Below are 25,528 nucleotides of genomic sequence, written 5' to 3' on the forward strand. Positions count from 1 at the left end.
CATCATGAGCCAGCGAACATTGAACAAATGGGAACAAAATCAAAGTTTTGGTATGAAGATGAAAAAGGCACAAACTGGTTATTCAAATCTAACGAAACCATTAACTCCTCTGGAGAGTTAATTATCCGGCCCGGAGAGAACTGGGCCGAAAAATGCGCCTATGAGATTTGTTTATTACTTAAAATTCCCGCACCTGAAATTCATCTTGCAACTCATCATGGAAGAAGCGGGATTATCTCCAAAAACTTTATTCGAGAAAACGAAACCCTTGTTTTTGCAAATGAGTTCATAACCAAATATAGCAAAGGGAAAGGCGGAAAAATTGAAGAACGTAAAAATTACCATACGGCAGGACGGATACATGCAGCTCTAGAAACGATGAACGTTTTGAAACCTGCTGGCTGGAACTCATTACCCAACATCAAAACTGCCGCAGACTTCTTTTGTGGATACCTCGTTCTTGATTGCCTAATATCCAATCAAGACAGGCATGAGGAAAACTGGGGAATCGTAAGTACAGAAGAAGAAACACTGCATTTAAGCCCTAGCTTTGATCATGCGGCATCAATGGGAAGAAATGAGTCCGATGAAAACCGAATATCTCGACTAAATACCAAAGACAAAGGGCAGATGGTTTCTACATATGTCAATAAAGCAAAGTCTCAGCTCTACGACAAATCGGGAAAGCGACTAAAAACCATCGAAGCACTTGGAGACTTCTCGAGACGCAGCCCTAAAGCTCTTTCAGCTTGGTCGAAAGCTTTGCAAGACATCGAATTCGACAAGCTAAAGGAAATTTTTGATAAGGTGCCAAGTGAGATAATGTCCGATCCAGAAAAAAGTTTTTCACTTTCCATCATCGTTGAGAACAGCAATAGAATTGCTGCCCTAGCCAAGGATTTGAAATGAAATCTGTTTTCATCGCATGGCAAGATAAAATCACAAGGTGCTGGCACCCCGTTGCCAAACTAACCTACGACGACATCAGGAATGTTTACCGTCTGAATTACACCCTAGGCGCAGTTGAAAACCCTAGATTTAAAAAATTCTCTCACCTAGATGATATCAATAAAGTCTATGAATCAGAGGAAATCTTCCCCTTCTTCAGAAACAGGCTTGTCAACAAGAACAGGGCCGAATATAAAAACATTCTTGAATGGCTGGATATTGACGATGAAGAAAGCGCCATTGATATTCTATCCATTACCGGCGCAGAAAGATCCACTGATAACTTCAGAGTTATTCCGCACCCTCAGAAACATAGCCTATCGGAATATCGTATTGATTTTTTATGCAATGGAATCAGCCACCTTTCTGAATCCGAGAGGAACAACATTCAAACTTTGAACACAGAAACAAAAATTGGGTACAAACTAGAGTCGCATCCTTATGACAAAAATGCCGTAGCCTTGTTCGATAGTGAAAAAGGCATGAAAATTGGCTACTGCCCAAGGTACTTGAGTAGCGATATCAGCTATCTTATCAATCATAATGAAATCAGAGAAAAGATTTTTTCTATTAAAAAAGTTAATCCTAGCGCACCTTATCAATACAAACTTTTATGTACTTTTAAAACCGAGTGGCCAACGGACTTCATCCCTAACATGTCCCACGAGTACTTAGCTGTATCTGAGATAAAGAGAATCAAGAAGGGGCACCCGCAAACTTAAAACGAAAAACCGGAAACTTATCAAAGAGCACTTATCGAACGCTTTGCGTGCTCCCCGCCGATTTCCGCGTTAGATCGATGATAGGCGATAGGGGCACGCATAACTTACCAGAGAGGCACTCCACAGGAACCAACTGCTTACGGTCTCCTGCTGACCTTCTTAATTCACACGTGCCCCCGCTCGCTCCAACTGCTAAGGTTCGCTCACCACAACAAGCCCACAGAACAAGAATGCCTCCAGCCCCGCGACTCACCACCCGCTCCCATGCATGGCTGGCCAGGAGAAAACATCGCCTGGCCTTTCGCCTTATCCTGCTGTTTGTCGCCCTGCGTCTGCGCTGGCTGGCATGGCGGGACCCGGCTTTTCGCAAGGAGCTGCAACGGCGCAACATCATGATGGTGTGGCGCACCCAAGACGGGCGCATCGCTCGCTGGTTCCATTTCAGTCCCAATCGCGTTCGCAGCGGTGCCGGCCTGCGCGAGCGCTGCCATATTTCCGTGAGTTTCAAGGACGCCGACTATGGGGCAACCACCCTGATCCAGCTGCTGGACGATCAGAGGCTGTTTTTTGTCGGCATGCGCCAGGGAAAGATCAGGCTCAACGGCAACATCCAGGGGCTACTCTGGTTTAAAACCGTCTCTGAATACCTGGTTCCGGGCGGCGTACAGATATGGCGACCGCGAACAAAGACCCGGCGGGAAGACAGGGCGTGCAGTAATTAGACAATCACTGAGGGAAACCGGGGTCGGACCTCCCATTTCCATTGAGCACACTACAGGAGAGAGCGGAGAACCTGCCAAGTGTTGGTGAGTCCAGCCGTACTCCTGTGCTACTCATCGCCCACAAAGCAAGAAACCCACAGCATCGCGATAAAAAAGACGAATGGACCAATGTAGAAATAATAATCATCAACTCTCTCGTAATATTTATTACGGATCGGTCCGTCTACCAGGACAGGCATTAACATAAAAACAAAAGAAGACAAACCTGCTGAAAAAATGGATGCAGACTTTTCATTATCCATCCAGGCTTTGCTAGTTAGCCACCAACTCAACCCGAAAATACAAACCATGAATAATGCGCCGACCACTACAAGAGCAAAAAAAGTATTCACTATGCCACCCAATTAATTAAGAAACGCGAACCAGGGCCAGACACCCGCTTGGGTTTCACAGTATGCCGAGATTCATATCTCCCAAACCCCATCACTTTCGCGCACTGATCGGGGAGCCGAGCTCAGACTCGTTGCGCCCCTTATTTCTCCTCCTGCCCCACCAACAAACTCCCAAGCAACTCATCAATTTCCGCTTTGAGTTGCTTATCCTCAATCTTGTTCGCACCCTTGTCCAGCGAGGCCTCGGAAATTGGGGACACGCACCGCACTCTTTCCCACCACACACCCGGCGATAGCCCCTCCCTCTATCTGAATGCCTCATTAAACGCACTCTGCTGCGCAGACCCCAACAGCATGGTGATCTCGATCAGAAACAGGGACGGGTCACTCAGAGAGCTTTGCGTCAGTTCCTGGCGGGCGCGATTGAGTTGGCACTGGAAGTTCTGGCCGCCGTGGCTGAGGCAGCTGTAGACAACCCCGGAGTGGGAATAGACGACAAGCAACACAGACCAGCATCACCGCTGATGGCCCGAAACGCCGATACGGCAGATCTGGTCGCACAGACAGAAAAAGGAGCCGGATGCTGCAGGCTCCTTTTGGCTATTCTTTCACCTTGAGGTCATTCGCAACCACGCACCACGGTCTTGCCTCCTGCCTGGTTGGCATCCATCAGCCGATGGGCCTCCACGAGTTCCTCGAACGCAAAGCGGGGCCCGGTTGTTATTTGCAGCATGCCACTTTCCACGGCATCGATATAGCGCTGCAGTTGCTCCCGGGATAAATCTGCCGCTCCGCCACTGTAGGAGGTCAGCTTTACGGCGGTTGGGATATCACCCATGGGGTGAAAGTCGTTGAGCACCCATTCACCGCCCAGGATGCCAGTCATGCAGACAATTCCCCCTTGCCCAACACAGCGCAGGGAATCCAGCAGGGTGGTGGCACCAATCAGCTCCAGCACCCGGTCATAGGGCGCCGCGCGCTGGGCGGCAATCTGTGAGTGAATGTCGCCATCATCGATCCACACTTCGTCGGCGCCAGCGGCACGGAGGACCTCTGCTTTTTCCGGGTTGCGCGTGGTCGCACCCACGGTTAACCCGGCCTGCTTGGCCAGTGCCAGGGCGGCCATGCCGATGGATGAGGTACCGCCGCGAATCAGCAGCGATTCGGCACGGTCAATCTCGAGCCCGACATGAAGGGAACCATGGGTGGTCTGTAGCATTTCCGGCAGCGCTGCCAGGGTTTCCCAGGGCAGTGTAGTGCGTACCGGGAAAACACATTCATGGGGCACCAGCACATATTCCGCATAGGAACCATCGAACCGCCTGCCCATGCCCCCCATGATGGCCGCGACCTTGGCGCCCGGTGACAGCTCCAGACCTCCCGCGTCGACAATTTCGCCCACACATTCGATGCCGAGTACACGGGGAAAACGGACCGTCGGGGATTCGCCGATGCGCGTGAACCATTCCGACCGGTTCAGGCCGAAGGCGCGAACACGGATAAGCGACCACCCCGCTCGAGGTTCAGGGGTATCAAGATCTTCAAGCTGAAACTGTTCGGGCCCACCGGCCTCATGAATCACCCAGGCTTTCATCATTCACTCCTTGATGTTGCGTCTGCCCTATCCATTGCTACTGCGAAGGTAGCCTGTGGAGCCAGTCTCGCCCTTTTCACAGTCCGGCTCCAGAGTCAGAACCTCGGCAGGGTCACCATTGGCAATAGCCTCCCCATCAAACCCCGCCAGGATAGCCTCTCCGCGAAGAGGGGACACCCACACTCAGCGCACCGCCCGTCAATCCAGCGAATTCGCCTCTCGAACCCGCTCACCCTTTCAGCCAGTCGTCCACCATGCACACCATCTCTTGATGCAGATCAACATGCCTTTCCGGTAACAGGCGTCAACTGTAATCGCTGAGTTTCTCCTTTCCCTGATCAAGACACGACACGCCGGGAAGCTGTCCGGCTCCGGCGCCTGAAAGACAGAAAAAGGGAAACCACCAATGACATAACTGATCACGGACAAGGAGCATCAAACATGGACGCAGAAACCCCCAGGCAAACCGGCATGCCCCATCTCAACGAACCGGCCCCCGACTTCACGGCCCTGACCACCGACGGCGAAAAATCCCTGGCGGATTATCGCGGCAAGTGGCTGATCCTGTTTTCCCACCCGGCGGACTTCACTCCGGTCTGCACCACTGAGTTCATGGCGTTTGCCCAGGCTGCCCCTGAATTCGCCAAGCGCAATTGCGAACTGCTGGGGTTGTCTATCGACAGCATCCATTCCCATATCGCCTGGATGCGTAACATCAAGCAGAACTTCGGCGTGGAGATTCCCTTCCCCATCATCGAAGATCTGAAAATGAACGTGGCCAATGCCTACGGCATGATCCACCCCGGGGCGGCGGATACGTCAGCGGTGCGGGCCACCTTCATGATTGATCCCGATGGCATTCTGCGTGCCATGGTCTACTACCCGATGAGCAATGGCCGCTCCATTCCCGAGTTCCTGCGCCTGCTGGATGCCCTGCAGACCAGTGACGAAAATGGCGTGGCCACACCGGAAGGCTGGCAACCCGGCGACAAGGTTATCGTGCCTCCGGCAAAAACCGCCGCTGCCGCCAATGCTCGAATGGAATCCGGCGATTACGAGTGCTCGGACTTCTACTTCTGCACCCGCTCCCTGTGAACCACTGCCGGCCAGCCCCCTCCCGGGAACTGGCCGACAGCTACCTACAGGGCGCATTCATACCCCTTCATTGATTCAGATCAACACACCCTGTGCTTGCGGAGCGCCAACTGGGCCAATGGGTATTTCTCTTCTCCTGTAATGGCAACGTAGCCAGGAGGCTGACATGTACTGGAACTGGAAAGTGGGCGGTCCGATTCTCGGGCTGACCTTTCTGTTGGCGGTGGCACTGGTGAAACCCATCGGTGTGTCCACCCAATTCGTGATTCTGGATGCCATGGTGGCGGACTGGTTCAACCCCGCACTGGTGGTAACCGATAGTAACAGCAGCTCCGGCTATGCCAGCAGTAACGCCTACCTGGACAAGTCCGGGGGCAAATACGCCAAGGCCGCGGCCAATCCACTCAACTACAGCTTTGTCTTTGTTCTGAGCATGGTCCTGGGTGGCTTCCTGGGGCGTCTGTTCCAGCGGGCCGGCAAGGCGCCGAAAATCCGCCAGATTCCCGACTTTCATGAGCAACAGTTCGGCCCACACCCGATGCAGCGCTATCTGCTGGCATTCGGCAGCGGGATTCTGGTTCTATGGGGGGCCCGCCTCGCGGGTGGCTGCACCAGTGGCCACATGATGAGCGGCATGATGCAAACCGCCATCAGCGGCTACCTGTTCGCCGCGGCGGCCTTTGCCACCGCCATCCCCACCGCCATGCTGCTCTATCGCCGGGAGGGCGGATCATGGAACTGATACTGGCCATCGTTCTGGGCACCGCGTTCGGCTTCGTGCTGCAGCGTATCGGCGCGGCGGATCCGGACAAGATCATCGGTATGCTGCGGCTCACTGATCTGCACCTGATGAAAACCATTCTGTGCGCCGTGGGGGTGTCGTCCGGGCTGTTATTTACCGGCATGGCGACAGGCCTCATCGACAGCAGTCACCTGAGCATCAAGGCAAGCTACACCGGCGTACTGGTCGGCGGCCTGCTGCTGGGTGCGGGCTGGGCGACCGCCGGCTTCTGCCCGGGCACCGGGCTGGTGGCCGCCGGCAGCGGACGGCGTGACGCCCTGGCCTTTCTTGCCGGTGGACTGGTGGGCGCGGCCCTGTTCATGGTGAGCTACGCCAGCCTGAAAGATACGATGCTGTTCGCAAGCCTGCTGGGCGGCAAGAGCACCCTGGCTGACACCGGCGTCTACCCGGCCCTGGTTACCGGTAGCGGCGCACAGATCGCCGTACTGATCGCCATCGTCCTGGTCGGGCTGTCCGCCGCCCTGCCCATGCGGCTGCGCAGGCTGCATAAGGGAAAATAGACGACACCCGTAATGACGCAGGGGGAACCGGTGGCAGGTCTTGGCCTTGCCCCGTGCCCCTTACTGTTCTTCCTGCCCCGCTACCAAACTCTCAAGCAACTGATCAATTTCCGCCTTAAGCTGTTTATCCTCAATCTTGTTCGCACTCACTTGTGCACTCTCAAGACTCTTGATCGCAGCCTCATTCTGCCCCAGGTCTACCTGCAATTTGGCCATGGAAAGGCCGATCGATGAGAGATGGTCTTTGGCGTTGATAGCCAGCGCCTTGCCCATAGCTTTTTCGTACACCTCAAGCGCGGCCTCCAGGTCTTCGGTGAAGTCAGCCAGCGTTTCCCACTGCTCGGGGTGATCTTTATCTGTGTTTTCGTTTTCGGTACAAATGGCCTTCAGTTGCCCATAAAACGAATCGAACTCGGCTTGGTCGTCTTTTCTCGCAGCTTCCATCAGATTTTCAGCCAAGCTATAAACGGCCTTGTATATTTTGGTGTTAATCATTATTCCAACTCAAAATTAAAAGAGGGCATTGACCAGAAATTGGTCCAATTCCTTTCACGACAACCTGCCGGATTAAAGGCATTTATCTATAAATTCTTCAAACACTGCATCAATGGCCTCGTCGCTACCAATCCAGCCGACCACAAAATCAGCCCCTTGAGGCGCCACCTCATAACGCAAGCCATGGGATTCCAGAATACCCACAAGAATCTCTTTTTCTTCTTCATTCACCGTGGTTCGTGTGGAGATGGTCTCACCCTTTTCAAAGTCCGGCTCCAGAGTCAGAACCTCGGCAGGGTCACCATTGGCAATAGGCGCCCCATCAAACCCTGCCAGGATAGCCTCTACGGGGACAGGTTCCGTTCCGGAAACAGCGCCCTCGCGAATGATACGGCTGCCTCTTTGCTGCGGGGGATCCCCCTGAAAGAGCAGCACAGCACCTTCGCCTAGATGACGCAGTTCTCCCTCCAGCGTTTCAATAAAATATTTCTGGTCTGAATTCATATAGGTATCGCCCACCTGAAAGGGAGGCCGATCGCTACCAAGCCGGCTCTTACAGTGGGTGACAACGGGAGTGACATTCCCCTGACTATCAATGTCGTATCGAATAACCAGGATCGCCGACGCCCGATGAACCTGGTCTTCATAGGAGAGGCGACCGAATTCTTCCCACGAAAGATCACCTGTCACGACGGCGGAATCACTGTCGGCCGATGAAACGGGCTGACTGCTATCAGGGCCACAGGCGCCGAGAAGCACGGCCAGACCGGCCAGTACGGCGGCCGCTGGGAGGATTTTCATGCGATACATCCCTTGGTTGTTCTTCTATCCCTAATGCAATCACAACGGATTGCGGCTGAGTCAATTTACCGAATAAGCATTTAATTGCCCACTCATAGGCAGGCCCCGCTCCCGGATTGATCGCACGCACTCAGCCTTCTACTTACCGTAATGCTCCCGCACCGGCCCGGACAGCTTGCTCGGGTGCTTCGGGGTGGCGCTGGCGAAGTGGGCATAGATCTTCTGCAGGTCGGCTTCCATATCGTCGCTGGGGTAAATCACCACCGGGAAGGAGAAGGTCTTCGCCTTGTAGTCCGCCAGGGCCAGGATGATCGGCACGTTGGCCTGTTTGGCGATGTGGTAGAAGCCCAGTTTCCATTGCTCCGCGTTGCTGCGGGTGCCTTCCGGGGTGACGGCGATGAGCAGTTTGTCGCGCTGGCGGAATTGCGCCACGGTCTGCTCGACCATGCCGCCGGCCTTGCCGCGTTCGATGGGCATGGCGCCGAGCTTGCGCAGCAGCCAGCCCAGCGGGCCCTTGAACAGGCTGTGCTTGATCATCACGTTCACGTCCTGCTGCAACGCCGAGCGGCTGACCAGGGCCAGCACGCCATCCCAGTTGGAGGTATGCGGGCCGCCGGCGATCACGGCCCGGTCGATGTCAGGGAAGGGCCCCGCCCGCCAGCCGGTCAGGCGCAACAGGGTCTGGGCGACCCGCTGGCCCAGGGGAACTCGGCGTTTGCGGCCATCCGTGTGGTGACTCATTAGGTGCTCCGCTATGGCAAAGCGGGAGTATATCGGATTACCGCCCTGCTCCGGCAGCTGTCACCCGATCCGACGGTTGGTAGTGAAATTTAGCTGGACAGGGGCTGGCGACCTCTGTAACGTAACCAATAGCTAAAAAATCACGCTTGAATCAAGTACTACATTTCGCTGTTTTATTCGTATAACTCGTCCTGCAGTCCACAAGTCCAAGTTTCCATTTTTCAGCTACACAAGCCTTAACCGGCGAAACATCATTATTTTCAGGATTAGTATTATGTCTACAGTGAAAGGTACCGTTAAGTGGTTCAACGAAGCTAAAGGTTTTGGTTTTATCGAGCAGGAAGGTGGTCCGGATGTGTTCGCACATTTCAGCGCCATCACCGGCTCTGGCTTCAAGACCCTGGCTGAAGGCCAGCAAGTTGAGTTCACCATGACTCAAGGTCAGAAAGGTCCTCAGGCTGAGAACATCGTCGCTCTGTAAGCGATCGTTCCGGTAACAAAAAAGGGCGCTTCCTTCGGGAAGCGCCCTTTTTTATGTGGCTTTCAGGCTGATCCGCCCCGCACACGCCCCCCCCGCCTTATCCTTCCCCTCGCTTTCTCAGAAACTCCTGCAGCATGCTGTAACTCAACCCCCAGATGCAGTAGCCCTGGTAACGGCAACAGGGAAACGTCATTTTGCCCACCGGCGTGCGGATCTGCAGCGTGGAACGGTGTGCCGGATTGCTCAGGTAATCGAGGGGAATCCAGATTCCTCGTTGCGCTTCATGATTCAGTGACATGGCGTTGTCACCCCGCCAGGCAAACACGTGGGGCGTTACCACCATGGGGCTCCAGCGGCTGTGGTGGCGAGTGAGCAGATCTGACAGCCGCGCCTGATAGTCCCCCTGACGAAACAGATCGAGCCCGGTTTCTTCCAGGGTTTCGCGCATGGCGGTGTGCCGACTGGAGGTATCGCTGCGCTCCAGGCGTCCGCCGGGAAATGCCATATCCCCGGACCAGGGGTCGCCATCGCGGCGGGCCCGCTGGATAAAGAACAACTCCCCATCGCGCGCACGGGGCCCACGGTAGATCAGCGCCACCGAAGCCCGGGTGACGTGGCGCCGGAACGGCAGCTTGTGAGGGCGGTACTTTTGTAGCCAGCTCAGGGATGGCATGACAGCTCTCGATAGCAATGACTCCCCGAAGAATAACATCAGGAATCCCGGCTTGTTCCAGGAGCGCCGCTGGCGGCGCGATTGGCACCGTGTCGCATCGCGCCGCCAGCGACGCTCCTACCGTTTGCCGCCCCCCATTCAGAAACCGCGGATGGCCGTCTTTTTCTGACAAGCAGACATAAAAAAACGGTGCGCTGTTTCCAGCGCACCGTTTTGACTGACAAGCGATGGATTACTGCTTCAGATCAAAACGATCCAGCTCCATCACCTTGGTCCAGGCAGCCACGAAGTCGTTGACCAGTTTCTCCTGGCCATCGGCACAGGCATACACTTCGGCCAGGGCGCGCAGCACCGAGTTGGAGCCGAACACCAGATCCACCCGGGTGCCGGTCCACTTCACCTTGCCGCTGTCGCGATCACGGCCTTCGAACGCTTCTTCATCGCTGGAGGTGGCTTTCCACTCCGTGCCCATATCGAGCAGGTTGACGAAAAAGTCGTTGCTCAGGGTGCCCGGCTTGTCGGTGAAGACACCGTGCTGGCCACCGTCATGGTTGGCGCCCAGCACTCGCAAGCCTCCCACCAGTGCGGTCATCTCCGGCGCCGTCAGGGTGAGCAATTGCGCCCGATCCACCAGCAGATGTTCCGCGCCGATGCTGAACGGGCCTTTCTGGTAGTTGCGGAAGCCATCTGCCGCCGGCTCCATGGGCTCGAAGGAGGCTACATCGGTCTGCGCTTCAGAGGCATCGGTGCGGCCAGGGGCGAAAGGCACGGTGATGCTATGCCCGGCATCCTTCGCCGCCTTCTCGATACCAACGCCGCCCGCGAGCACGATCAGGTCCGCCAGCGACACCTTCTTGCTGCCGCTATTGAAGTCGCTCTGAATGCCTTCCAGGGTCTTCAGCACCTTGGCCAGCTGCTGCGGCTGGTTCACCTCCCAGTCCTTCTGCGGGGCCAGACGAAGGCGGGCACCGTTGGCACCGCCACGCTTGTCACCACCGCGGAAGGTGGAAGCAGACGCCCAGGCGGTGGATACCAGCTCAGCCACGGACAGGCCACTTTCCAAAATCTTGCTCTTGAGTGCGGCAATGTCCTGGTCGTTGACCAGCTCGTGATCCACCGGCGGTACCGGGTCCTGCCAGATCAGCTCTTCCTTGGGCACTTCCGGGCCCAGGTAGCGATCACGGGGGCCCATGTCACGGTGGGTTAGCTTGAACCAGGCGCGAGCAAACACGTCGGCAAATTCCTCCGGGTTTTCATAAAAGCGCCGGGAAATCTTTTCGTAATCCGGATCAAAACGCAGCGACAAGTCCGTGGTCAGCATCATCGGCTTGTGCTTTTTGCTCTTGTCCTGAGCATAGGGAATAACCTCGTCTGCGTCCTTGGCCGCCCACTGCTTGGCGCCCGCCGGGCTGGTGGTCAGCTCCCACTCATAGCCAAACAGGTTGTCGAAGAAGTAGTTACTCCACTGGGTCGGCGTCTGGCTCCAGGTCACTTCCGGGCCGCCACCCATGGTGTCGTCCCCCTTGCCTGTGCCCACCGGGTTGCGCCAGCCCATGCCCTGTTCCGCCAGGCTTGCCGCTTCCGGGTCGGGGCCGATTTTCTCTGGATCACCCGCACCGTGGGCCTTGCCGAAGGTATGGCCACCGGCGATCAGCGCTACGGTTTCCTCGTCGTCCATCGCCATACGCGCAAAGGTTTCGCGGATGTCATGGGCCGCGGCCTTCGGGTCCGGGTTACCGTCCGGGCCTTCCGGGTTCACATAGATCAGGCCCATCTGTACTGCCGCGAGGGGATTTTCCAGGTCGCGCTTGCCGGAGTAACGCTTGTCGCCATCCAGCCAGCCCTGCTCGGCCCCCCAATACACGTCGTTGTCCGGCTCCCAGGTGTCTTCCCGGCCACCGGCAAAACCGAAAGTCTTGAAGCCCATGGATTCCAGGGCCACGTTACCGGCGAGGATCATCAGGTCCGCCCAGGAAATATTGCGGCCATATTTCTGTTTGATCGGCCACAGCAGGCGACGGGCCTTGTCCAGGTTCACGTTGTCCGGCCAGCTGTTCAGCGGTGCGAAACGCTGTTGACCACGGCCACCGCCGCCCCGGCCATCGCCGATGCGGTAGGTGCCGGCACTGTGCCAGGCCATACGGATAAACAGACCACCGTAGTGACCGAAATCCGCCGGCCACCAGTCCTGGGAATCTGTCATGAGCGCGTCCAGGTCTTTCTTCACTGCATCGAGATCAAGACTGCTGAATGCTTTGGCGTAATCGAAATCCTCGCCCATGGGATTGGATTTGGCGGAATGCTGATTGAGCAGGTCCAGACGCAGCTGATTAGGCCACCAATCCTGGTTGGTCGTCCCCCCACCTGCCGCGTGGTTGATGGGACATTTACTCTCTGTCATAGCGCTCTCCTTCCTTGTCGGTGGGTTCGGCGTATTTGTTATTCTGTTGTAGTCCTTTTGATGCGGGATTGGCCAGTTTAGTTTGCCAAACACGGCGATAGCTTTTATTAAAAATGGCGGCGCAGGCGTCAATATCACGTCACACTGGCTTTACCTGATCCGAATACCGATATGACCCGTCATATCCGGACATTACAAAAATAGTGGCATATGTACTAAGATGACAACTGAATGACCAACAGGGAAAGGGACCAATGAAAAAACAACATTATCTTGCCATGATCGGCGCGCTTTCAATTACCACTCTGGCAACACCTGCTCAGGCTGAGACCAGCCCTGGCGGTTTTTACGCTGGCGCAACGCTCGGTTACCAGACCACGGATATGGACTGGAAAACCGATCGAACCCTAGAGCCCAACGGCAATCCTGTCGCGCCGTTTTCTGATACCACCGAATCACTGGATGACTCTGATGCCAGCTATGGCCTTTTTACCGGTTATAACTGGGTAGTTGGACAGGGGAAATGGGTTCTGGGCGCTGAATTCTCGGCAGTGAAGAGCGATGCCAGCGACGAGATCCGCAATCGTATCCCCGGGCTGGGAGACCCCAACTCCAACCCGACCAGTTTTTCTGAAGTCGAGACTGACGACCTGGCGCTGGGCCTTAGCCTTCGCGGCGGTTACATGCTGCATCACAACACCATGGTGTACAGCAGCCTTGGCGTATCCCAGCTTGAAGTCGAAACGACCAGCACCTGCCCTGCCGACACCAACGTCTGTAACCCGGCTGACGGGCTACAGCGTTTCAGTGATGACGAGCGTATGAACGGCTGGGCGCTGGGTATCGGGGCGGAACATTTTCTGTCAGATAACTTGGTGCTGAGAGCAGAGTACCGATATGCCGATTATGGTGATTTCGACTTCACTGCCATTCCCGCCCAGAGCGGTTCAAGTTTCGGGGCTGATGCGACGATTGAAGTCGTCCGGCAAACCCTTGAGCTTGGTGCCGCCTACAAGTTCTAAACCTCTCTCCTCGCTGCTTTCTAGCAGCGGCATGGGCCCCTCCATTAATCAGGACGGGGCCCGTCTCTTCTGCCTTCCCTGATTTCGCACATAGTCAGAGCACCTTTGCTATGCTGCCAATATCGCATTGGCACAGGGATCCCCATGGAATCGACCACGCCCGACCAGCCCCAGACCCTCGGTGAAACCACCCGCATGCTGTGGAACGCCCGTGGCCGCTACAAGCGGGTACTGGCCACCGCCGCCGGCCTGCAGAAGGTGGTGTGGAAACATCGCAAGGTGCTCGGTAGTGGTGATGAGCAAGCTCTTCAGCCCCTCCATGAGGAAGTGGCGGCCAGCCTTGCCACCCTGTTCCGCGACAATGGTGGCGCCTGGATCAAGTTTGCCCAGTTTCTCAGTTGCCGCCCGGACCTGCTGCCCGCGCCCTATATCGATGCCTTTGCCCAGCTCCGCGAAAACGCGCCGAAAGCCCATTTCGATGACATCCAGCCCTGGCTGAAAGCCCAACTCGGCCACGACTGGGCGGACGCCTTCAGCGCTTTCAATATCATCCCCATGGCCGCCGCCTCCATCGCCCAGGTGCATAACGCCACCCTCAAATCCGGCGCCGAAGTGGCCGTGAAGCTGCAGCAACCCCGGGTCAGTCAGGAGTTCTCCGAAGATGCCGCCGCCCTGCGGCTGCTGGCCAAGGCGCTGAAACCACTGCTGCGTGAAGTGGATGTGGAGCAGATCATCAACCAGTTGATCACCACCACCGAACGGGAACTGGATTTCCGCCTGGAAATGGCCCACATGCGGGATTTCAGCGAGCTGCCACATCTGCCCGGCATCAAGGTGCCGCGGGTCTACCCGACCCTGTGCAGTACGCAGATGCTGGTAACGGAGTGGATCGAAGGCAAGAGCCTTTCCACGCTGTTGCGTGAGGACGAAGAGCAGGCCCTGCCACTGCTGGAGCGTCTACAGGCCAGCATGATGCAGCAGGTGCTGGAGTTCGGTCTGTTCCATGCGGACCCGCACCCGGGCAACTTTATCGTCACCCCGGACGGCGATCTGGCAATATTGGATTTCGGCGCCGTGGAATATGTGGCCGCCGAGGATCGTCAGCACTACACCGCATTGTTGATGCGCTTGCTGGGCATGGGCGACGGGCCGTTGCTCCCCCTGTTCGAAGCCGCCGGTTTTGGCGGGCTCACCGAAGAGCGGCTGGAAAAACTGTCGGCGGCACTGGTCTCCGCCCGCCAGGATACCGAGGCCACCCTGGCGGACAGCCTGAGCACCCTGCTGGACGAATTCCGCCGCCTGCGTTTGGTAATGCCGGACTCGTTCGTGGCCATGGTGCGGGTGCTGATCACCGTGGGCGGGCTGATGACCCGCTATCAGATTCCTTTTTCCTGGGGTGGTGTTGGCGGCCGATAGCCCGAGGATGATGCCGGCACTCAGAGGCAGTGCTGATTCCTGATCCCGCACCGATGATCCGCCTCTCCCGTTGCCATATATACCGGATGGTTTTTTGTAAGAGCTATACTTGCATGGCGAACCTGTTTGCACTGATCGCCTTCGGCAGTTCGCCATGCAAGCATAGCTCCAACGAAAAGAAAATCGCTACGCCAGCCAGTCCACGATACGGTCCATGGCCGTGGTGCAGTTGCCACAATACTGCCGCAGGAAATCATCACCGAGGGATTGCTCCGCCGGCACCGTTGCCGCCCCCGCCAGCGCCGCCTGGCCATCGAAATCCACAAACGCCTGACGCAAGGTCAGCTCCCCGGCCGGGCGCCCGAAGGCTTCCCCGGGAAGGGTGGCAACGCCGGTGTCTTCCAGCAAGGTTTCGCACAGGGCGGTGCTGTCGTGAATCTCCCGCTGGTGCAAGCGCTCCGCCAACGGACTGAAATCCGGGAACAGGTAAAAGGCGCCGTCTGGCATGGCAAGATCCAGCCCGGCCTGCTGATAGGCTTCCACCTGATAACGCGCCAGCCCTTTCAAAATACGCCGGGACTGAAACAGGTAGTCGTCAATGTCGGCACCGCCCTGAAAGGCACTCACGGCCGCATGCTGGATCGGCGCCGCCACCGAGGTATAGGTTTCGCTGGCCACGGTGGCCATGGCATCGCGCAGCCAGGACAGATTGGGAGGAAAGGCAAAGGCGCCCAGTCGCCACCCGCCAGCACCACACCACTTGCTCAGGCCATCACTGATGATAGTGCCTTCCGGATAATAGCGGGCAATGGAGCGGTGCTGCCCGTCGTAGCGGGTGCGCCCGTAGATTTCGTCACTGAGCAGAATCAGCCGGTGATAGCGCGCCACCTCAGCAATATCACGCAGCTCGTCGTCGGTGAACGTGTAACCATGGGGGTTGGCCGGATAGTTGAGAATCACAAGCCGGGGACGGCCCGGGTCACGCTGACACAGAGCATCCAGACTCTTGGCACTGAGCTTCCAGTTATTGTGCCTATGGGTGGGCACCCAGTGCACTCGACGGCCGATGATGCTGGCTTGGGGCGCATAGGACACCCAGCTCGGCGTGGGGATCACCAGGTCGCCGTAGTAGACCAGTTGCAGGATGAACATGAGCTCCTTGGAGCCCGGCCCGATCATGATGTCTTCGCCCCGGAAGGCCACATCGTGCTCACGGTCCAGATGGCTGGCAATGGCCTCCTGCAGCGCCGGCAGCCCTTTGACCGGCAGATAATCCTTCTCGCCGGCAAACTCCCGCAACGCCGCCACCACCGAGGCAGGCACCGGAAACGGTGACTGCCCCAGGCCCAGCTTGTAGACCTGCCGCCCCTGCTGGCGCAGGGCATTGCTGCGCTCATTGATAGCCAGGGTGGCAGAGACCCCCATGCCACGGACATTCAGGTTGAGGTGTACATCGGGCTGGAACGGCATGCGACTTCCCCACTAACAATTCTACCTTTGACACTAAAACACAGGGCAGAACATGGCAAAGGAGCCACAAGAAACGGCCTGGGGAACCTCTGAATAACTCCTTGCGTACTCAGCGTGGCCTGAAGGGTGCAGCTGTTGTGTTTTGTCGCGACGGGCAGGGTGGCTTCCTTTCCTAGCGACAAAGAACAGCAGATGGGCCCTTCAGGCCTCGCCCTACGGGTCTTTCAGGCTGACCCGCACTCGTTGTTGCGCTTTTTCGATGGATGGACATACACCTTCAAAATCGCGCCTAGATTGCGAGCCAGCCTGAAAGACTGAGCATGCAAGGAGTTATTCAGAGGTTCCCTATGATCATTTCCCCAGGGTTTATTGATACAGATCAGTATGCGTGAGGGCTATATGTTTATAACCAATACTAGGTTACCTCCAAATGCACCCTGCCGAGCCTGCCTCATGAAAAGATTGATAGCCACAGCTCTTGCTGCCGCCCTGGCCAGCCCAAATGGCTTTGCCGCTGAGCCCATCACTGAGCCAAACACCTACGTTGATTTGCCCGTTCCACAACTAACCGGTTGGAGCGATATCAATATCCATACCATTGATGGCATGACCGGTGCGACAGCCAAGAGCCATGTGTATCAGTCCGCTGCCGCAAAGGATGACCCTGGTATCGACAGCGTTGCCGCTATTTACTGGGAACTGGATAACGGTAGTGGTCGCGCACCGGGCCTGCAGGTTGTAACCGATGATTTCGACTTCCCCACCAATAACTGCATCATGGCGTCCGGCGAGCTGCAAAGTGAAGAGTTTGGGGTTGTACTGCCCAAGACCTGTAGTGACGAGGAGGGAAGCTCCAAACGGTATTTCTTTGAGTTGACGGAAAGTGATGTGCCGGTGGATCTGGTCTTCAATCTCGGCATCAAGGACATCCGCTACAAAGGCATCAAGGATCCTGCCACTGATGGCGGCGAGGAACTGGCTGCGTTCAGAAGCACATACGATATTGGCCGCATCTATCGTGTCATCCAGAAAATCATCAACAACACAGATGAACGCATCGCCAGCTTCAAATTCGAAATAGGCACCGGCCTGGGCAATGAGTTCCAGCCCCTGAACTATGAAGACGACGGTGTTTCGTTTGAAATGCTCACAATGGTACCTCGTGAGTTTCTCGAAGGGGAAACCGGCGCACCGGACATCAGGGTCTGGAACCCTCTTCGTTTTGCCACTTTTTCACCAAAAATGTTTGATGACGGTAGTCGTGACCGGTTTGAGCCCGGATTCCTGGACCATCAGGCTGCGGGATTCCTGCCGCCTCAGTTCCCGACGGCTGGAATTGAAAAAAGCTCTATCATCGACAGCGGCCTCACCATTGTTGATGGTCGAGTTGGCTCCATCACGCCAAACTATTTCGATGTGGCCGGCACCCAGGGCGTGGCCTTGCCAGGCAACATGCTGGGTTACATGCTGCCTGACTCACTGCTGCCAACTGCTATCGGGGAATATCACACCAATGATGTTGGCGGAGAGTCTGAAAAAATACACGCCATCTGGGACGGTACCAACTGGCGCTCTGGTCGTGCCGGGGTAGACGGCGATCCCGCCACCACACCGGACAACTACACCATCATTCCGGACAACCTGTTGGAACAGTGGGCAGGGCAACTTTTGGGCCTGGAACTGGGCGAAGCTGCCGGCGAACAGATAATCCGTTTTGACAGCTTCCTGAGCGATGATTTATCAGGCCTGAATACTGATATTTTCATCTTCATTGGTGAAAAACTGATGGATGAAAGTGGTGAACTGAAACTGGATTCCATCACCTTGCGGGTCACGGCAAACTCGGTTTCCCAGGTCATCGGCGATGTTGCCGGTACGGAAGTGCCTGACTGGATGATTGACGATGACATGGATCCATCCACTCCGCTGGTAAGCAATGCTCCGAGTCTGGCCGATTATTTGCCCGGCAACGACAGCACGCCCATTGCTATCAACGATGTCAGAACTACGGAAGAAAACATTACCGAAGCGATCAATGTTCTCGGCAATGATCTATTCAAGATTGCCGACATGAATGTGAGGCCTATTGAGCCTGCAGATCTTACCTCGGTGAATATCCTGTCCGCGCCTGCCAACGGCACGGCCGAGGTGTACTCCGGCTCTGATCCTGCTCTGGAAAACACCATCATCTATACCGGTGACGTGGATTTTTATGGGGTCGACACTTTCGAATACAGCATCACTGCAGTTGGCGGCAATGAGTCCAACACCGCAACCGTGACCCTTAATATCCAGGCGGCTCCAATACCGGATGCGCCCATTGCCAATAATGATTTTGCAGTGACATTCCAGGAGACTCCGGTAACGCTGGATGTGCTGGCAAATGATGATATGAACAAGGGCTCCCCCATCACCATCACCGTCAGCATTAACAATCCTCCGCTTAACGGTTCGGCGGTTGTGGGAACAGACAACAGCATCACCTACACACCTGGCGATGACTTCTCTGGCTCCGACAGGTTCACCTATACCGTGATCGTCGATGGCAAGGTTTCAAATTCCGCCCTGATTACCGTCCGCGTAGACGAGCCTGTTATCGATCCTTTCGATAGCGCTTCATACATGGATTCATCCTCAAATGGCGGATCGCTGGGAGTACTGATTCTACCTCTGGCAGGCCTGCTCTTTGTTCGACGCCGAAATAATAACGGCAAAAGGGAACACCAGACATGTTGATATCAAGGCAACGATCATTAACTTCAGCCCCCCATTCAGGAAATGGTGTATTCAACATGAAAAAAATACTGGCTTTGTTGCCTTGCATAGCTCTCATAAGCTCACCGGCATCTGCAACCGGCATTGGTTCGTTGCCCAGCACCAGGGATAACGATGGCAAAGTCTCCGTCGACGTGGGCTATTACTATCAACGCAGTGACTTCGAAGGTTTTGATGACTCTCTGGCCGACAACGCCATGGAAGATATTGCCCGTGATGCACCCTATCTACGCCTGAACTATCAGTTTTATCCAGGCTGGTTGCTGTCGGGCATCTATGGTTATGAAGATATCTCCAACGACCCTGACCAGGACTCCCTGGAGCTGGAATCAGACTTGAGAGACACCTTCTTTGGCATGCAACTGAAGGGGCGGCTTTATGAGTCAGAGCAATTCGATGTTGGTGCCTTTCTGCAATATACCAATCATGCCGATTACGATTTTTCTGGAAGAATCCTGACAACAGATTATGCCATTGAAGCTGACGGCCTTAGGGATTTTCTGGCCGGCACCATGCTACAAAATAACTACCCGTCTTTTGATGTCTATGGTGGCATTTTCTACCAGGACAGCAGCGCAGATATAGCCGGAACAGTTGGCACGCTAAACATCAGAGAGACCATCGAAGTTAAATCCAGCATGGGCGGCATGGTGGGTGTGAACTTCCATGTGCATGACAAATGGGACATCAACCTGGAATACCAAAACCGGGGAGACCATGGTATTGATGTGGCTGCAACTTACCATTTCAAGAAACCTCGCACAGAGACCATCACAAAAATTGTGGAGGTTCCTGTTATGGCCCCGGTGACTGTGTCCACACCCGTGATCAAGCCGGACTCCTTCGATGCCACAGTGCATTTTGCCAAAGGCAGCAATGATATTGATCAGGCGCAGCGAGTCATCTTCCGAAAACTGGCCCTGTTTCTTGAACAGAACCCGACAGCCACGGCCTATGTTGAAGGCCACTGCGATTGCACTGGCCCTGAAGTAGCCAACCAGGATCTTTCCGAGCAACGTGCGATGACGGTGAAGCACTATCTCGTGGAATATTATGCTATCGAGGCTGACCGAATTAAGACTGAAGGCTTTGGCGAGAGCATGCCTGTGGATACAAATGATACGCCTGAAGGCAGGCAGAACAACCGTCGCGTAAGAGTTTATGCCACTACTGGTGATGCCGGTTCTGGCGACTGAGACAAACTGCCGACAAAGCCTTCACATAGTTTCCCAGTCGGGCTCCGCTCCCTGAAAGGTCGTGATTCCTTGGCCCCAGGGAAACGGAACCCGCTGCGGAAAATTCACTTTTCTGAATGCTTAAGGTGCACGAACTTATCACGCGCGCACCCACCTGCAGCATAGGCCTCATCGTACATCCACGAGACGGCTGGCCTTGCGATATTTCACCTTCCATCCCGACCAGGCAGGCAGCTCCCACCGCTTGGGATCACCCTTTCGGCCACCACTGACATATTCGGCAATAACCTGGCGCACCGGTACCTTGTAGTGGATGCGAAGTTTCAGATCACTCAGGTTTACCCGGCGTGGATACTTGTCATCGAATCGTTCCCGTACCCAGTCGGGTATCCCCGGAAAACGCAGGTCATCCGCCTCAAGAAGCACCCTGTCTTCCATCCGCTCCACACCCAGGCTTGCCAGTTTCTTCAGCAGCCAGGCCTCTGCTTCCGGCACCTCCCCCTCACCTTCCTCCAGGTCCACATACAACCGCCAGGCTTCCAGATCGTCCAGCAGCAGCCCACCGGCGGGATGAAGACACTCCCCTGACAGAATCAGCCGGGCCAGGACCTGACGGGCAGCCGCTCCTTCCGGCTCCGCCACCTCAGTGTGAATCACCCGGCCGGCATAACACCATTCCCGGGTGGCCACCGGCTCACCATTATGCTGCCGGACCGGACCGACCCGGGGTTCGGCCAGCCCATGGCTTACCAACACCGACAATGATAATGGCGCCAGGCAGGTGGCGGCAGTGAAGGTCTCGCGGGTGCCGCGACCGGGGACGCTGTGGCTATCCAGCACAAGAGCGGCTTCCACACCATCGTCAAGGCGGGAGTCATCACCGATCCATAGTTCACTGACTCCGTTACCCATGGCCTCACGGCGCTTGCGTTTTTCCCGCCGCACAAATACGGCATCCGGGGCCACCCGGGCGGCCGCTCCCCAGACGACCGACAGAGACTTGGGCAACGAATCCGGTATCTCCGGCAGACCCAGAGTCCTACGCATCTGTGTTGCCAGCTTGCGCGCTTCATCCCTTGCTGCCAGATTCGGCTGCAGTTCCCGGGGCGGTCGTTGGCGGACTGCCTGTATCAGGGGCGTGGCGTCGCAGGGCTGTGGCTGCCAGGCAGCCATGACCTGCCGCCCTTCCTCACCGCGTGGCAACGTCACCGGCCGACGCCAGACGCTGAGAGCCGCCGCCAGATCCACCATGCAGCCTTTAGCGTCAGCGTCAGGCATGGCCATGATCAGGTGGGCAAAGAAGGTATCCACCGGCAGGGCCGACAGGGCAAGGCCACGTGCCGTAGCCAGCCCCTTTTCATCCACGGCGGACAGGGCAGCGAGCTGATCCAGAGCCCGCTGCCGTGTGGCAGGAGGTAGGGGATCGGGAAAACCCAACGTATCCACCGGTATGCCGACACAGGCCGACGCCAGCACCAGGTCCACCAGCTCCTCGCGCTGGATTTCCGGTGGGGTGCGCTCCTCCAGTGGAGCATTTCGACCCCACAAGCGAATGACTCTTCCCGGCGCGGTTCGCCCGGCACGCCCCTTTCGCTGATCGGCGCTGGCCCGGGAGATGGGTTGCAGGGAAAGCACCGTTCGCCCATTACGCTGATGAGTTCGGCGCTCCATACCGCTGTCCACCACCAGGGTGACACCGGGAATGGTAACGGACGTTTCCGCCACATTGGTGGCAACGATGATGCGACGACGGGCACCAGGCTGCAGGGCGCGTTGCTGCTCGGCCGCCGGCACCCCCGCATGCAAGGGGATGACATCCGCCTCCAACCCCTTGAGCACGGATACGACCTGCTGGATTTCACCGCGACCGGGCATGAACACCAGTACATCACCGTTTGTGTCTGCCAGCCCTGCGCTAACCGCTTTGTGCACACGGTTGGCCAGATCATGGCGCGATGGCATCTGCCGGTCGTTGCCGGCGAGGTAGTTTTCCCTCACCGGAAAACCACGCCCCTCAGACATCAAGTGTGGGGCATCCATATAGCGCGACAGGCGGTCACCATCCAGAGTCGCCGAGGTGACAATCAAGCGACATTTCCCCTGCTCACGCAGCAGGGCCAGCAGTAGGTCGGTATCCCAGCGACGCTCGTGAAATTCATCCAGCATGATAGTGGCAAAACGCGCCAACTGACCTTCCTGCAACCAGCGCAGAGCAATGCCTGGCGTTACGAAAACGATATGGGTGTCTTCATTGAATGCCTGGTCAAAACGGATCGCGTAGCCCACAGACTGACCCACGTGTTCGTGACGGCAAGACGCCAGAAAAGTGGCCAGTGCAGTGCAAGCCACGCGGCGCGGCTCAACCACCAACACGGGACCCAGCGCCCCGGCCCACACCGGCAGGCGAGTAGACTTGCCTGAGCCTGTGGCCGCTGAAACCACTATGGAGCCACAGGCCAACGCCGCGTCAACCTGGGTTTTCAGTCCATCAATGGGAAGCGAATCGTGATCTGTCATGGCCCCTGCTATCCGCCCTGAATCAAACCGCGATGGTAAGGGGCCTGGCGCAGGGAACCAAGCGCCACCGGACGGCCGTGGCGCTTGGAGGTCAGGTCAAACCTTCAGGTATTTCGCCGCCTTGGCATCCGCCTTTTTCGCCAGCGGTTTCAGCTCGGCGATTTTTTCACAGACTGCGTCGCACTCTTCCTTGCTCAGCGCATGGCCATCCACCGCCTTGTGCAACTGGTGCATGTAGTTATCCAGTATCGTCACTACCGACAGGTGCACCAGCGGCGCAATGGACGACTTCTTCTGGGTGATGTGCTGTTTGCGGTGGGCCTGCTCCCAGCGTTTTTCGAATTCCTTGTGGCTCAATGTCATGACAACCTCCCTGTTCAGAATGTGAGTTTATTAACGCTGATGCTGTTCAGCCCCAGCTCGCCGCCGCTGATGCCCTCCAGGGCCACCGGCAGGCTGATGTCGTTGAGCGACACCTTGCCCAGAGTGGCACCGAGCTTGGCATCGCTGAGCGTCATGCTGCCCACGTTCAGATGCACCGTAGGGGTGACAGCAATGCTCACCTTGAGGATGCCCAGATCCACGCCCAGGGATTTATCCGAGGCCGTGGCGTCCACATTGAACGCCTGGCTGGTGGCCGCCGGCATCGTCACGGACGGGATGCTGATGTTTTCCAGGCTGGCGCCGGGCAGGACAAGCTGTTCGGTGGGAGCCGCCCGATTCACGCGCAGGGCTTCGCCGTTGGCGCCCGGCACCGACAGGGAACTCAGCGACAGCTCACCGATGCCCATACCGGTCACGGACAACCCGGCGCTGGGCAGGCCCAGTTTATCCAGGCGAATGCCGGACAGATCCAGGTTGCCTAGGTTGAGCTGATCGATGGGTTTCATCTGCGCCACCAGGCCGGGGATATCAATGGCCGGAATCTGCAGGTCGATATTGCCCAGATCCGGCACTGTGATGGTGCCCAGGTCCACCGGGATATCCAGGCTGCCCATATCCTCGCTGCCATCCCAGCTGCCGAGCCAGCCCAGATCAATCCTCCAGTTCAGCCGGAACCCCAGCTCGACGATGGTCCGCACCTGGTTAAGCACGGCCTTGGCACTGTCCACCGAGGCCTGGGTATTCTCCACGTGCAGGTTACCGATACTGGCGCTACCCAGGGTGACCTTGTCCACGCGCAGATTATTGAGCGTGCCGTCAGCCACGCTGACCTGATCAATGGCGATTTTGCGGGAGACCTGGGCGCCGAGCACGCCCAGGCGGGTGAGAAGATCCCGGGACACCGGGAGAGAATCCAGCAGGTTGTCCGCAGACAACCGTTCTTTTAGTGACATGTTTGCCTCCTGGCAGGGTTGAGTTCGCACACTCCGGTGTGCGCTCACACTCTAACCAGTGAGGCATTTATTGCATATAAAGCAAGCGTACCAATTTGCCGGACACCTCACTCTCGATTAATCCGTCGGTGGCACTACCTCTACCGCCGGAACGGGCCCCTCCGGCGTCTCCCCTAGCGGCAAATAGTCTGCCGACTCCGGCTTGCGCCAGTCGGGGCATTCCGCCGCCTCCTGCAGATCGGCTTCGGCTGCCGCAAACGCGTGTACCGGCTGCGAAGCGGGAGGGAGGTGATGATAGTCACTCTGCGACACCTGGATGGCATTGAACCAGCCATTGGGAATCCAGTTGAAATCCGGGCTGGGCAGGATCTTGCCGTTGAAATGCCCGCCACGGGAAAAGGCACGCAGAATATCGTAGGTGGAATTCATGCAGTTGCGCCCGAACAACTGGTAAGGCTGGGCACTGACCCAGGCCATGACACGCAGTGCCGCATCAGGATCGGGCCATACCTGATTGGTCATGGTCAGATATTTGAAATAATTGTACTCAGCCCCGTGATGCACCATGTTGGCAAACACTTGGGTGGCCTGCTTTTCTCCTGGCACCTTGCGTGACCAGAAGCCGTTCATGCCATTCCCGTTGGCCCAGCCGTCACCTTCCACGGCTCCCACCATCCACTGCCCGTCCGGCAGTTCAAACCCCCACCCCACATGCCCCAACAAAGGCTGGCCGGCCAAGTCCGGGCGTTTCGGGCACAGTACGACAATTGCATTGGCTTGACTCATTACGTTCCCTCGCGATCTTTATGGTATTTTTTTGCCGTTCTTCCTGAACGATGAAGCCCACCGATACCCTGATGGGCACCCGCAGACCAAAAAGACTATAATCGCAACCTTCTTACAACGGAATATGCTTGCGGACTTACCATGCCTTCTTTCGATATCGTCTCTGAAATTGATGAAGTGGCCCTGCGCCACGCGGTGGATAACGCCAACCGCGAACTAGCCAACCGTTTCGACTTCCGTGGCGTCGAGGCCAGCATTGAGCAGAATGGTCTGGATGTGACCCTGAAGACCCAGTCGGACTTTCAGGTGCAACAGCTGGAAGAGCTGTTTGCCAAGGCGGCAGTGAAACAGGGCATCAGCGTCGCCGGTGCCGACCGCCCGGAAAAGCCTGAGCACAGCGGCAAGACCTTCTCGCTGACACTGACTTTCCGCCAGGGCATCGAGCAGCCCCTCGGCAAACAGATCGTCAAGATGATCAAAGACAGCAAGCTCAAGGTGCAGGCTTCCATCCAAGGTGACCAGGTGCGCGTAAACGGCAAGAAGCGCGACGACCTGCAAGCGGTGATGGCCCTGCTGCGCGAATCAAGTATTGAAACGCCCCTGCAGTTCAATAATTTCAGAGACTGAAACAGCGGCGAGCTG

25 protein-coding genes are annotated in these 25,528 nt (G+C 56.7%); 12 read left to right on the forward strand and 13 right to left on the reverse strand.

Features of this window, described 5'->3' with window-relative positions; translation table 11 throughout:
* The 3 genes from ACFE0K_RS10600 to ACFE0K_RS10610 form a co-directional block, all read left to right on the forward strand.
* A partial coding sequence (locus ACFE0K_RS10600) for a HipA domain-containing protein (protein WP_434536033.1) occupies positions 1 to 909 on the forward strand: 909 nt, incomplete at its 5' end.
* A complete protein-coding gene (locus tag ACFE0K_RS10605; protein ID WP_434536034.1) occupies positions 906 to 1,670 on the forward strand; it encodes an HIRAN domain-containing protein in 765 nt (254 codons plus the stop codon). The genes ACFE0K_RS10600 and ACFE0K_RS10605, both read left to right, overlap by 4 nt.
* A gap of 230 nt (positions 1,671 to 1,900) precedes the next feature.
* Entirely contained in the window at positions 1,901 to 2,392 is a 492-nt protein-coding gene (locus ACFE0K_RS10610; RefSeq protein ID WP_434536035.1) for a hypothetical protein, read from the forward strand.
* 107 nt (positions 2,393 to 2,499) lie between these two features.
* Here ACFE0K_RS10610 and ACFE0K_RS10615 read toward each other — a convergent pair whose 3' ends face one another.
* From ACFE0K_RS10615 to ACFE0K_RS10625, 3 genes are all read right to left on the reverse strand, one after another.
* Complete coding sequence (locus ACFE0K_RS10615; protein WP_434536036.1) at positions 2,500 to 2,784, reverse strand: hypothetical protein; 285 nt, start codon at positions 2,782 to 2,784, stop codon at positions 2,500 to 2,502.
* A gap of 305 nt (positions 2,785 to 3,089) precedes the next feature.
* The gene (locus tag ACFE0K_RS10620; RefSeq protein ID WP_434536037.1) at positions 3,090 to 3,290 is read right to left on the reverse strand and encodes a hypothetical protein; all 201 of its coding nucleotides are present in this window, start codon (positions 3,288 to 3,290) and stop codon (positions 3,090 to 3,092) included.
* 113 nt (positions 3,291 to 3,403) lie between these two features.
* Entirely contained in the window at positions 3,404 to 4,381 is a 978-nt protein-coding gene (locus ACFE0K_RS10625) for a zinc-binding alcohol dehydrogenase family protein (protein ID WP_434536038.1), read from the reverse strand.
* Positions 4,382 to 4,819: 438 nt separating this feature from the next.
* Between ACFE0K_RS10625 and ACFE0K_RS10630 the strand changes: the two genes are divergently transcribed.
* The 3 genes from ACFE0K_RS10630 to ACFE0K_RS10640 all read left to right on the forward strand — a co-directional run bounded on the left by ACFE0K_RS10630 (position 4,820) and on the right by ACFE0K_RS10640 (position 6,775).
* Positions 4,820 to 5,473, forward strand: a complete 654-nt coding sequence (locus ACFE0K_RS10630; protein ID WP_434536039.1) for a peroxiredoxin — start codon at positions 4,820 to 4,822, stop codon at positions 5,471 to 5,473.
* 166 nt (positions 5,474 to 5,639) lie between these two features.
* Positions 5,640 to 6,215, forward strand: coding sequence for a YeeE/YedE thiosulfate transporter family protein (locus ACFE0K_RS10635; RefSeq protein ID WP_434536040.1), 576 nt, complete (start codon positions 5,640 to 5,642; stop codon positions 6,213 to 6,215).
* Positions 6,206 to 6,775 carry a DUF6691 family protein gene (locus ACFE0K_RS10640; RefSeq protein ID WP_434536041.1) on the forward strand — a complete coding sequence of 190 codons (570 nt, stop codon included), beginning with the start codon at positions 6,206 to 6,208 and terminating at the stop codon, positions 6,773 to 6,775. The genes ACFE0K_RS10635 and ACFE0K_RS10640 overlap by 10 nt, the downstream gene beginning before the upstream one ends.
* 60 nt (positions 6,776 to 6,835) lie before the next feature.
* On the opposite strand, the gene ACFE0K_RS10645 is transcribed toward ACFE0K_RS10640, so the two are convergent.
* The 3 genes from ACFE0K_RS10645 to ACFE0K_RS10655 all read right to left on the reverse strand — a co-directional run bounded on the left by ACFE0K_RS10645 (position 6,836) and on the right by ACFE0K_RS10655 (position 8,812).
* Complete coding sequence (locus ACFE0K_RS10645; protein ID WP_434536042.1) at positions 6,836 to 7,270, reverse strand: tetratricopeptide repeat protein; 435 nt, start codon at positions 7,268 to 7,270, stop codon at positions 6,836 to 6,838.
* A gap of 72 nt (positions 7,271 to 7,342) precedes the next feature.
* Positions 7,343 to 8,071, reverse strand: coding sequence for a hypothetical protein (locus ACFE0K_RS10650; protein ID WP_434536043.1), 729 nt, complete (start codon positions 8,069 to 8,071; stop codon positions 7,343 to 7,345).
* A 138-nt stretch (positions 8,072 to 8,209) separates the two neighbouring features.
* The gene (locus ACFE0K_RS10655) at positions 8,210 to 8,812 is read right to left on the reverse strand and encodes a lysophospholipid acyltransferase family protein (protein WP_434536044.1); all 603 of its coding nucleotides are present in this window, start codon (positions 8,810 to 8,812) and stop codon (positions 8,210 to 8,212) included.
* A 274-nt stretch (positions 8,813 to 9,086) separates the two neighbouring features.
* Here ACFE0K_RS10655 and ACFE0K_RS10660 point away from each other — a divergent pair, with 274 nt between their 5' ends.
* Positions 9,087 to 9,293, forward strand: coding sequence for a cold-shock protein (locus ACFE0K_RS10660; RefSeq protein ID WP_035245969.1), 207 nt, complete (start codon positions 9,087 to 9,089; stop codon positions 9,291 to 9,293).
* 97 nt (positions 9,294 to 9,390) lie between these two features.
* Here ACFE0K_RS10660 and ACFE0K_RS10665 read toward each other — a convergent pair whose 3' ends face one another.
* On the reverse strand, positions 9,391 to 9,966 hold the full coding sequence (locus tag ACFE0K_RS10665) for an NUDIX hydrolase (RefSeq protein ID WP_434536045.1): 576 nt from the start codon (positions 9,964 to 9,966) through the stop codon (positions 9,391 to 9,393).
* A gap of 232 nt (positions 9,967 to 10,198) precedes the next feature.
* Positions 10,199 to 12,367, reverse strand: coding sequence for a catalase/peroxidase HPI (gene katG, locus ACFE0K_RS10670; RefSeq protein ID WP_434536046.1), 2,169 nt, complete (start codon positions 12,365 to 12,367; stop codon positions 10,199 to 10,201).
* A gap of 254 nt (positions 12,368 to 12,621) precedes the next feature.
* Here katG and ACFE0K_RS10675 point away from each other — a divergent pair, with 254 nt between their 5' ends.
* Complete coding sequence (locus tag ACFE0K_RS10675; protein WP_434536047.1) at positions 12,622 to 13,389, forward strand: outer membrane protein; 768 nt, start codon at positions 12,622 to 12,624, stop codon at positions 13,387 to 13,389.
* A gap of 144 nt (positions 13,390 to 13,533) precedes the next feature.
* A complete protein-coding gene (locus ACFE0K_RS10680; RefSeq protein WP_434536048.1) occupies positions 13,534 to 14,805 on the forward strand; it encodes an ABC1 kinase family protein in 1,272 nt (423 codons plus the stop codon).
* A 186-nt stretch (positions 14,806 to 14,991) separates the two neighbouring features.
* On the opposite strand, the gene ACFE0K_RS10685 is transcribed toward ACFE0K_RS10680, so the two are convergent.
* On the reverse strand, positions 14,992 to 16,275 hold the full coding sequence (locus tag ACFE0K_RS10685) for a pyridoxal phosphate-dependent aminotransferase (RefSeq protein WP_434536049.1): 1,284 nt from the start codon (positions 16,273 to 16,275) through the stop codon (positions 14,992 to 14,994).
* Positions 16,276 to 16,728: 453 nt separating this feature from the next.
* Between ACFE0K_RS10685 and ACFE0K_RS10690 the strand changes: the two genes are divergently transcribed.
* Together ACFE0K_RS10690 and ACFE0K_RS10695 are read left to right on the forward strand one after the other, a co-directional pair.
* Positions 16,729 to 19,011, forward strand: a complete 2,283-nt coding sequence (locus ACFE0K_RS10690; protein WP_434536050.1) for a choice-of-anchor F family protein — start codon at positions 16,729 to 16,731, stop codon at positions 19,009 to 19,011.
* A 56-nt stretch (positions 19,012 to 19,067) separates the two neighbouring features.
* Positions 19,068 to 20,246, forward strand: coding sequence for an OmpA family protein (locus ACFE0K_RS10695; RefSeq protein WP_434536051.1), 1,179 nt, complete (start codon positions 19,068 to 19,070; stop codon positions 20,244 to 20,246).
* Positions 20,247 to 20,414: 168 nt separating this feature from the next.
* Here the strand turns inward: ACFE0K_RS10695 and ACFE0K_RS10700 are convergent, their stop codons facing one another.
* The 4 genes from ACFE0K_RS10700 to ACFE0K_RS10715 all read right to left on the reverse strand — a co-directional run bounded on the left by ACFE0K_RS10700 (position 20,415) and on the right by ACFE0K_RS10715 (position 24,886).
* Positions 20,415 to 22,763: a helicase-related protein gene (locus tag ACFE0K_RS10700; protein WP_434536052.1), complete on the reverse strand. Its 2,349-nt coding sequence runs from the start codon at positions 22,761 to 22,763 to the stop codon at positions 20,415 to 20,417.
* Between the two features lie 96 nt (positions 22,764 to 22,859).
* Positions 22,860 to 23,126 (reverse strand): hypothetical protein, encoded by a 267-nt coding sequence (locus ACFE0K_RS10705; RefSeq protein ID WP_434536053.1) that lies wholly within the window; start codon positions 23,124 to 23,126, stop codon positions 22,860 to 22,862.
* 14 nt (positions 23,127 to 23,140) lie between these two features.
* Positions 23,141 to 24,100 carry a hypothetical protein gene (locus tag ACFE0K_RS10710; protein ID WP_434536054.1) on the reverse strand — a complete coding sequence of 320 codons (960 nt, stop codon included), beginning with the start codon at positions 24,098 to 24,100 and terminating at the stop codon, positions 23,141 to 23,143.
* Positions 24,101 to 24,217: 117 nt separating this feature from the next.
* On the reverse strand, positions 24,218 to 24,886 hold the full coding sequence (locus tag ACFE0K_RS10715) for a hypothetical protein (RefSeq protein ID WP_434536055.1): 669 nt from the start codon (positions 24,884 to 24,886) through the stop codon (positions 24,218 to 24,220).
* Between the two features lie 141 nt (positions 24,887 to 25,027).
* Between ACFE0K_RS10715 and ACFE0K_RS10720 the strand changes: the two genes are divergently transcribed.
* Positions 25,028 to 25,513, forward strand: coding sequence for a YajQ family cyclic di-GMP-binding protein (locus ACFE0K_RS10720; protein WP_272961937.1), 486 nt, complete (start codon positions 25,028 to 25,030; stop codon positions 25,511 to 25,513).
* Positions 25,514 to 25,528: the final 15 nt, after the last annotated feature.

This window comes from Alcanivorax sp. (genome assembly GCF_051117345.1).
GTDB lineage: Bacteria > Pseudomonadota > Gammaproteobacteria > Pseudomonadales > Alcanivoracaceae > Alcanivorax.

Coding starts and splice junctions, on each gene's coding strand:
- ACFE0K_RS10605 (WP_434536034.1), top strand. CDS start 906: ATGAAATCTGTTTTCATCGCATGGCAAGATAAAATCACAAGGTGCTGG.
- ACFE0K_RS10610 (WP_434536035.1), top strand. CDS start 1,901: ATGCCTCCAGCCCCGCGACTCACCACCCGCTCCCATGCATGGCTGGCC.
- ACFE0K_RS10625 (WP_434536038.1), bottom strand. CDS start 4,381: ATGATGAAAGCCTGGGTGATTCATGAGGCCGGTGGGCCCGAACAGTTT.
- ACFE0K_RS10630 (WP_434536039.1), top strand. CDS start 4,820: ATGGACGCAGAAACCCCCAGGCAAACCGGCATGCCCCATCTCAACGAA.
- ACFE0K_RS10635 (WP_434536040.1), top strand. CDS start 5,640: ATGTACTGGAACTGGAAAGTGGGCGGTCCGATTCTCGGGCTGACCTTT.
- ACFE0K_RS10640 (WP_434536041.1), top strand. CDS start 6,206: ATGGAACTGATACTGGCCATCGTTCTGGGCACCGCGTTCGGCTTCGTG.
- ACFE0K_RS10645 (WP_434536042.1), bottom strand. CDS start 7,270: ATGATTAACACCAAAATATACAAGGCCGTTTATAGCTTGGCTGAAAAT.
- ACFE0K_RS10650 (WP_434536043.1), bottom strand. CDS start 8,071: ATGAAAATCCTCCCAGCGGCCGCCGTACTGGCCGGTCTGGCCGTGCTT.
- ACFE0K_RS10655 (WP_434536044.1), bottom strand. CDS start 8,812: ATGAGTCACCACACGGATGGCCGCAAACGCCGAGTTCCCCTGGGCCAG.
- ACFE0K_RS10660 (WP_035245969.1), top strand. CDS start 9,087: ATGTCTACAGTGAAAGGTACCGTTAAGTGGTTCAACGAAGCTAAAGGT.
- ACFE0K_RS10665 (WP_434536045.1), bottom strand. CDS start 9,966: ATGCCATCCCTGAGCTGGCTACAAAAGTACCGCCCTCACAAGCTGCCG.
- katG (WP_434536046.1), bottom strand. CDS start 12,367: ATGACAGAGAGTAAATGTCCCATCAACCACGCGGCAGGTGGGGGGACG.
- ACFE0K_RS10675 (WP_434536047.1), top strand. CDS start 12,622: ATGAAAAAACAACATTATCTTGCCATGATCGGCGCGCTTTCAATTACC.
- ACFE0K_RS10680 (WP_434536048.1), top strand. CDS start 13,534: ATGGAATCGACCACGCCCGACCAGCCCCAGACCCTCGGTGAAACCACC.
- ACFE0K_RS10685 (WP_434536049.1), bottom strand. CDS start 16,275: ATGCCGTTCCAGCCCGATGTACACCTCAACCTGAATGTCCGTGGCATG.
- ACFE0K_RS10690 (WP_434536050.1), top strand. CDS start 16,729: ATGAAAAGATTGATAGCCACAGCTCTTGCTGCCGCCCTGGCCAGCCCA.
- ACFE0K_RS10695 (WP_434536051.1), top strand. CDS start 19,068: ATGAAAAAAATACTGGCTTTGTTGCCTTGCATAGCTCTCATAAGCTCA.
- ACFE0K_RS10700 (WP_434536052.1), bottom strand. CDS start 22,763: ATGACAGATCACGATTCGCTTCCCATTGATGGACTGAAAACCCAGGTT.
- ACFE0K_RS10705 (WP_434536053.1), bottom strand. CDS start 23,126: ATGACATTGAGCCACAAGGAATTCGAAAAACGCTGGGAGCAGGCCCAC.
- ACFE0K_RS10710 (WP_434536054.1), bottom strand. CDS start 24,100: ATGTCACTAAAAGAACGGTTGTCTGCGGACAACCTGCTGGATTCTCTC.
- ACFE0K_RS10715 (WP_434536055.1), bottom strand. CDS start 24,886: ATGAGTCAAGCCAATGCAATTGTCGTACTGTGCCCGAAACGCCCGGAC.
- ACFE0K_RS10720 (WP_272961937.1), top strand. CDS start 25,028: ATGCCTTCTTTCGATATCGTCTCTGAAATTGATGAAGTGGCCCTGCGC.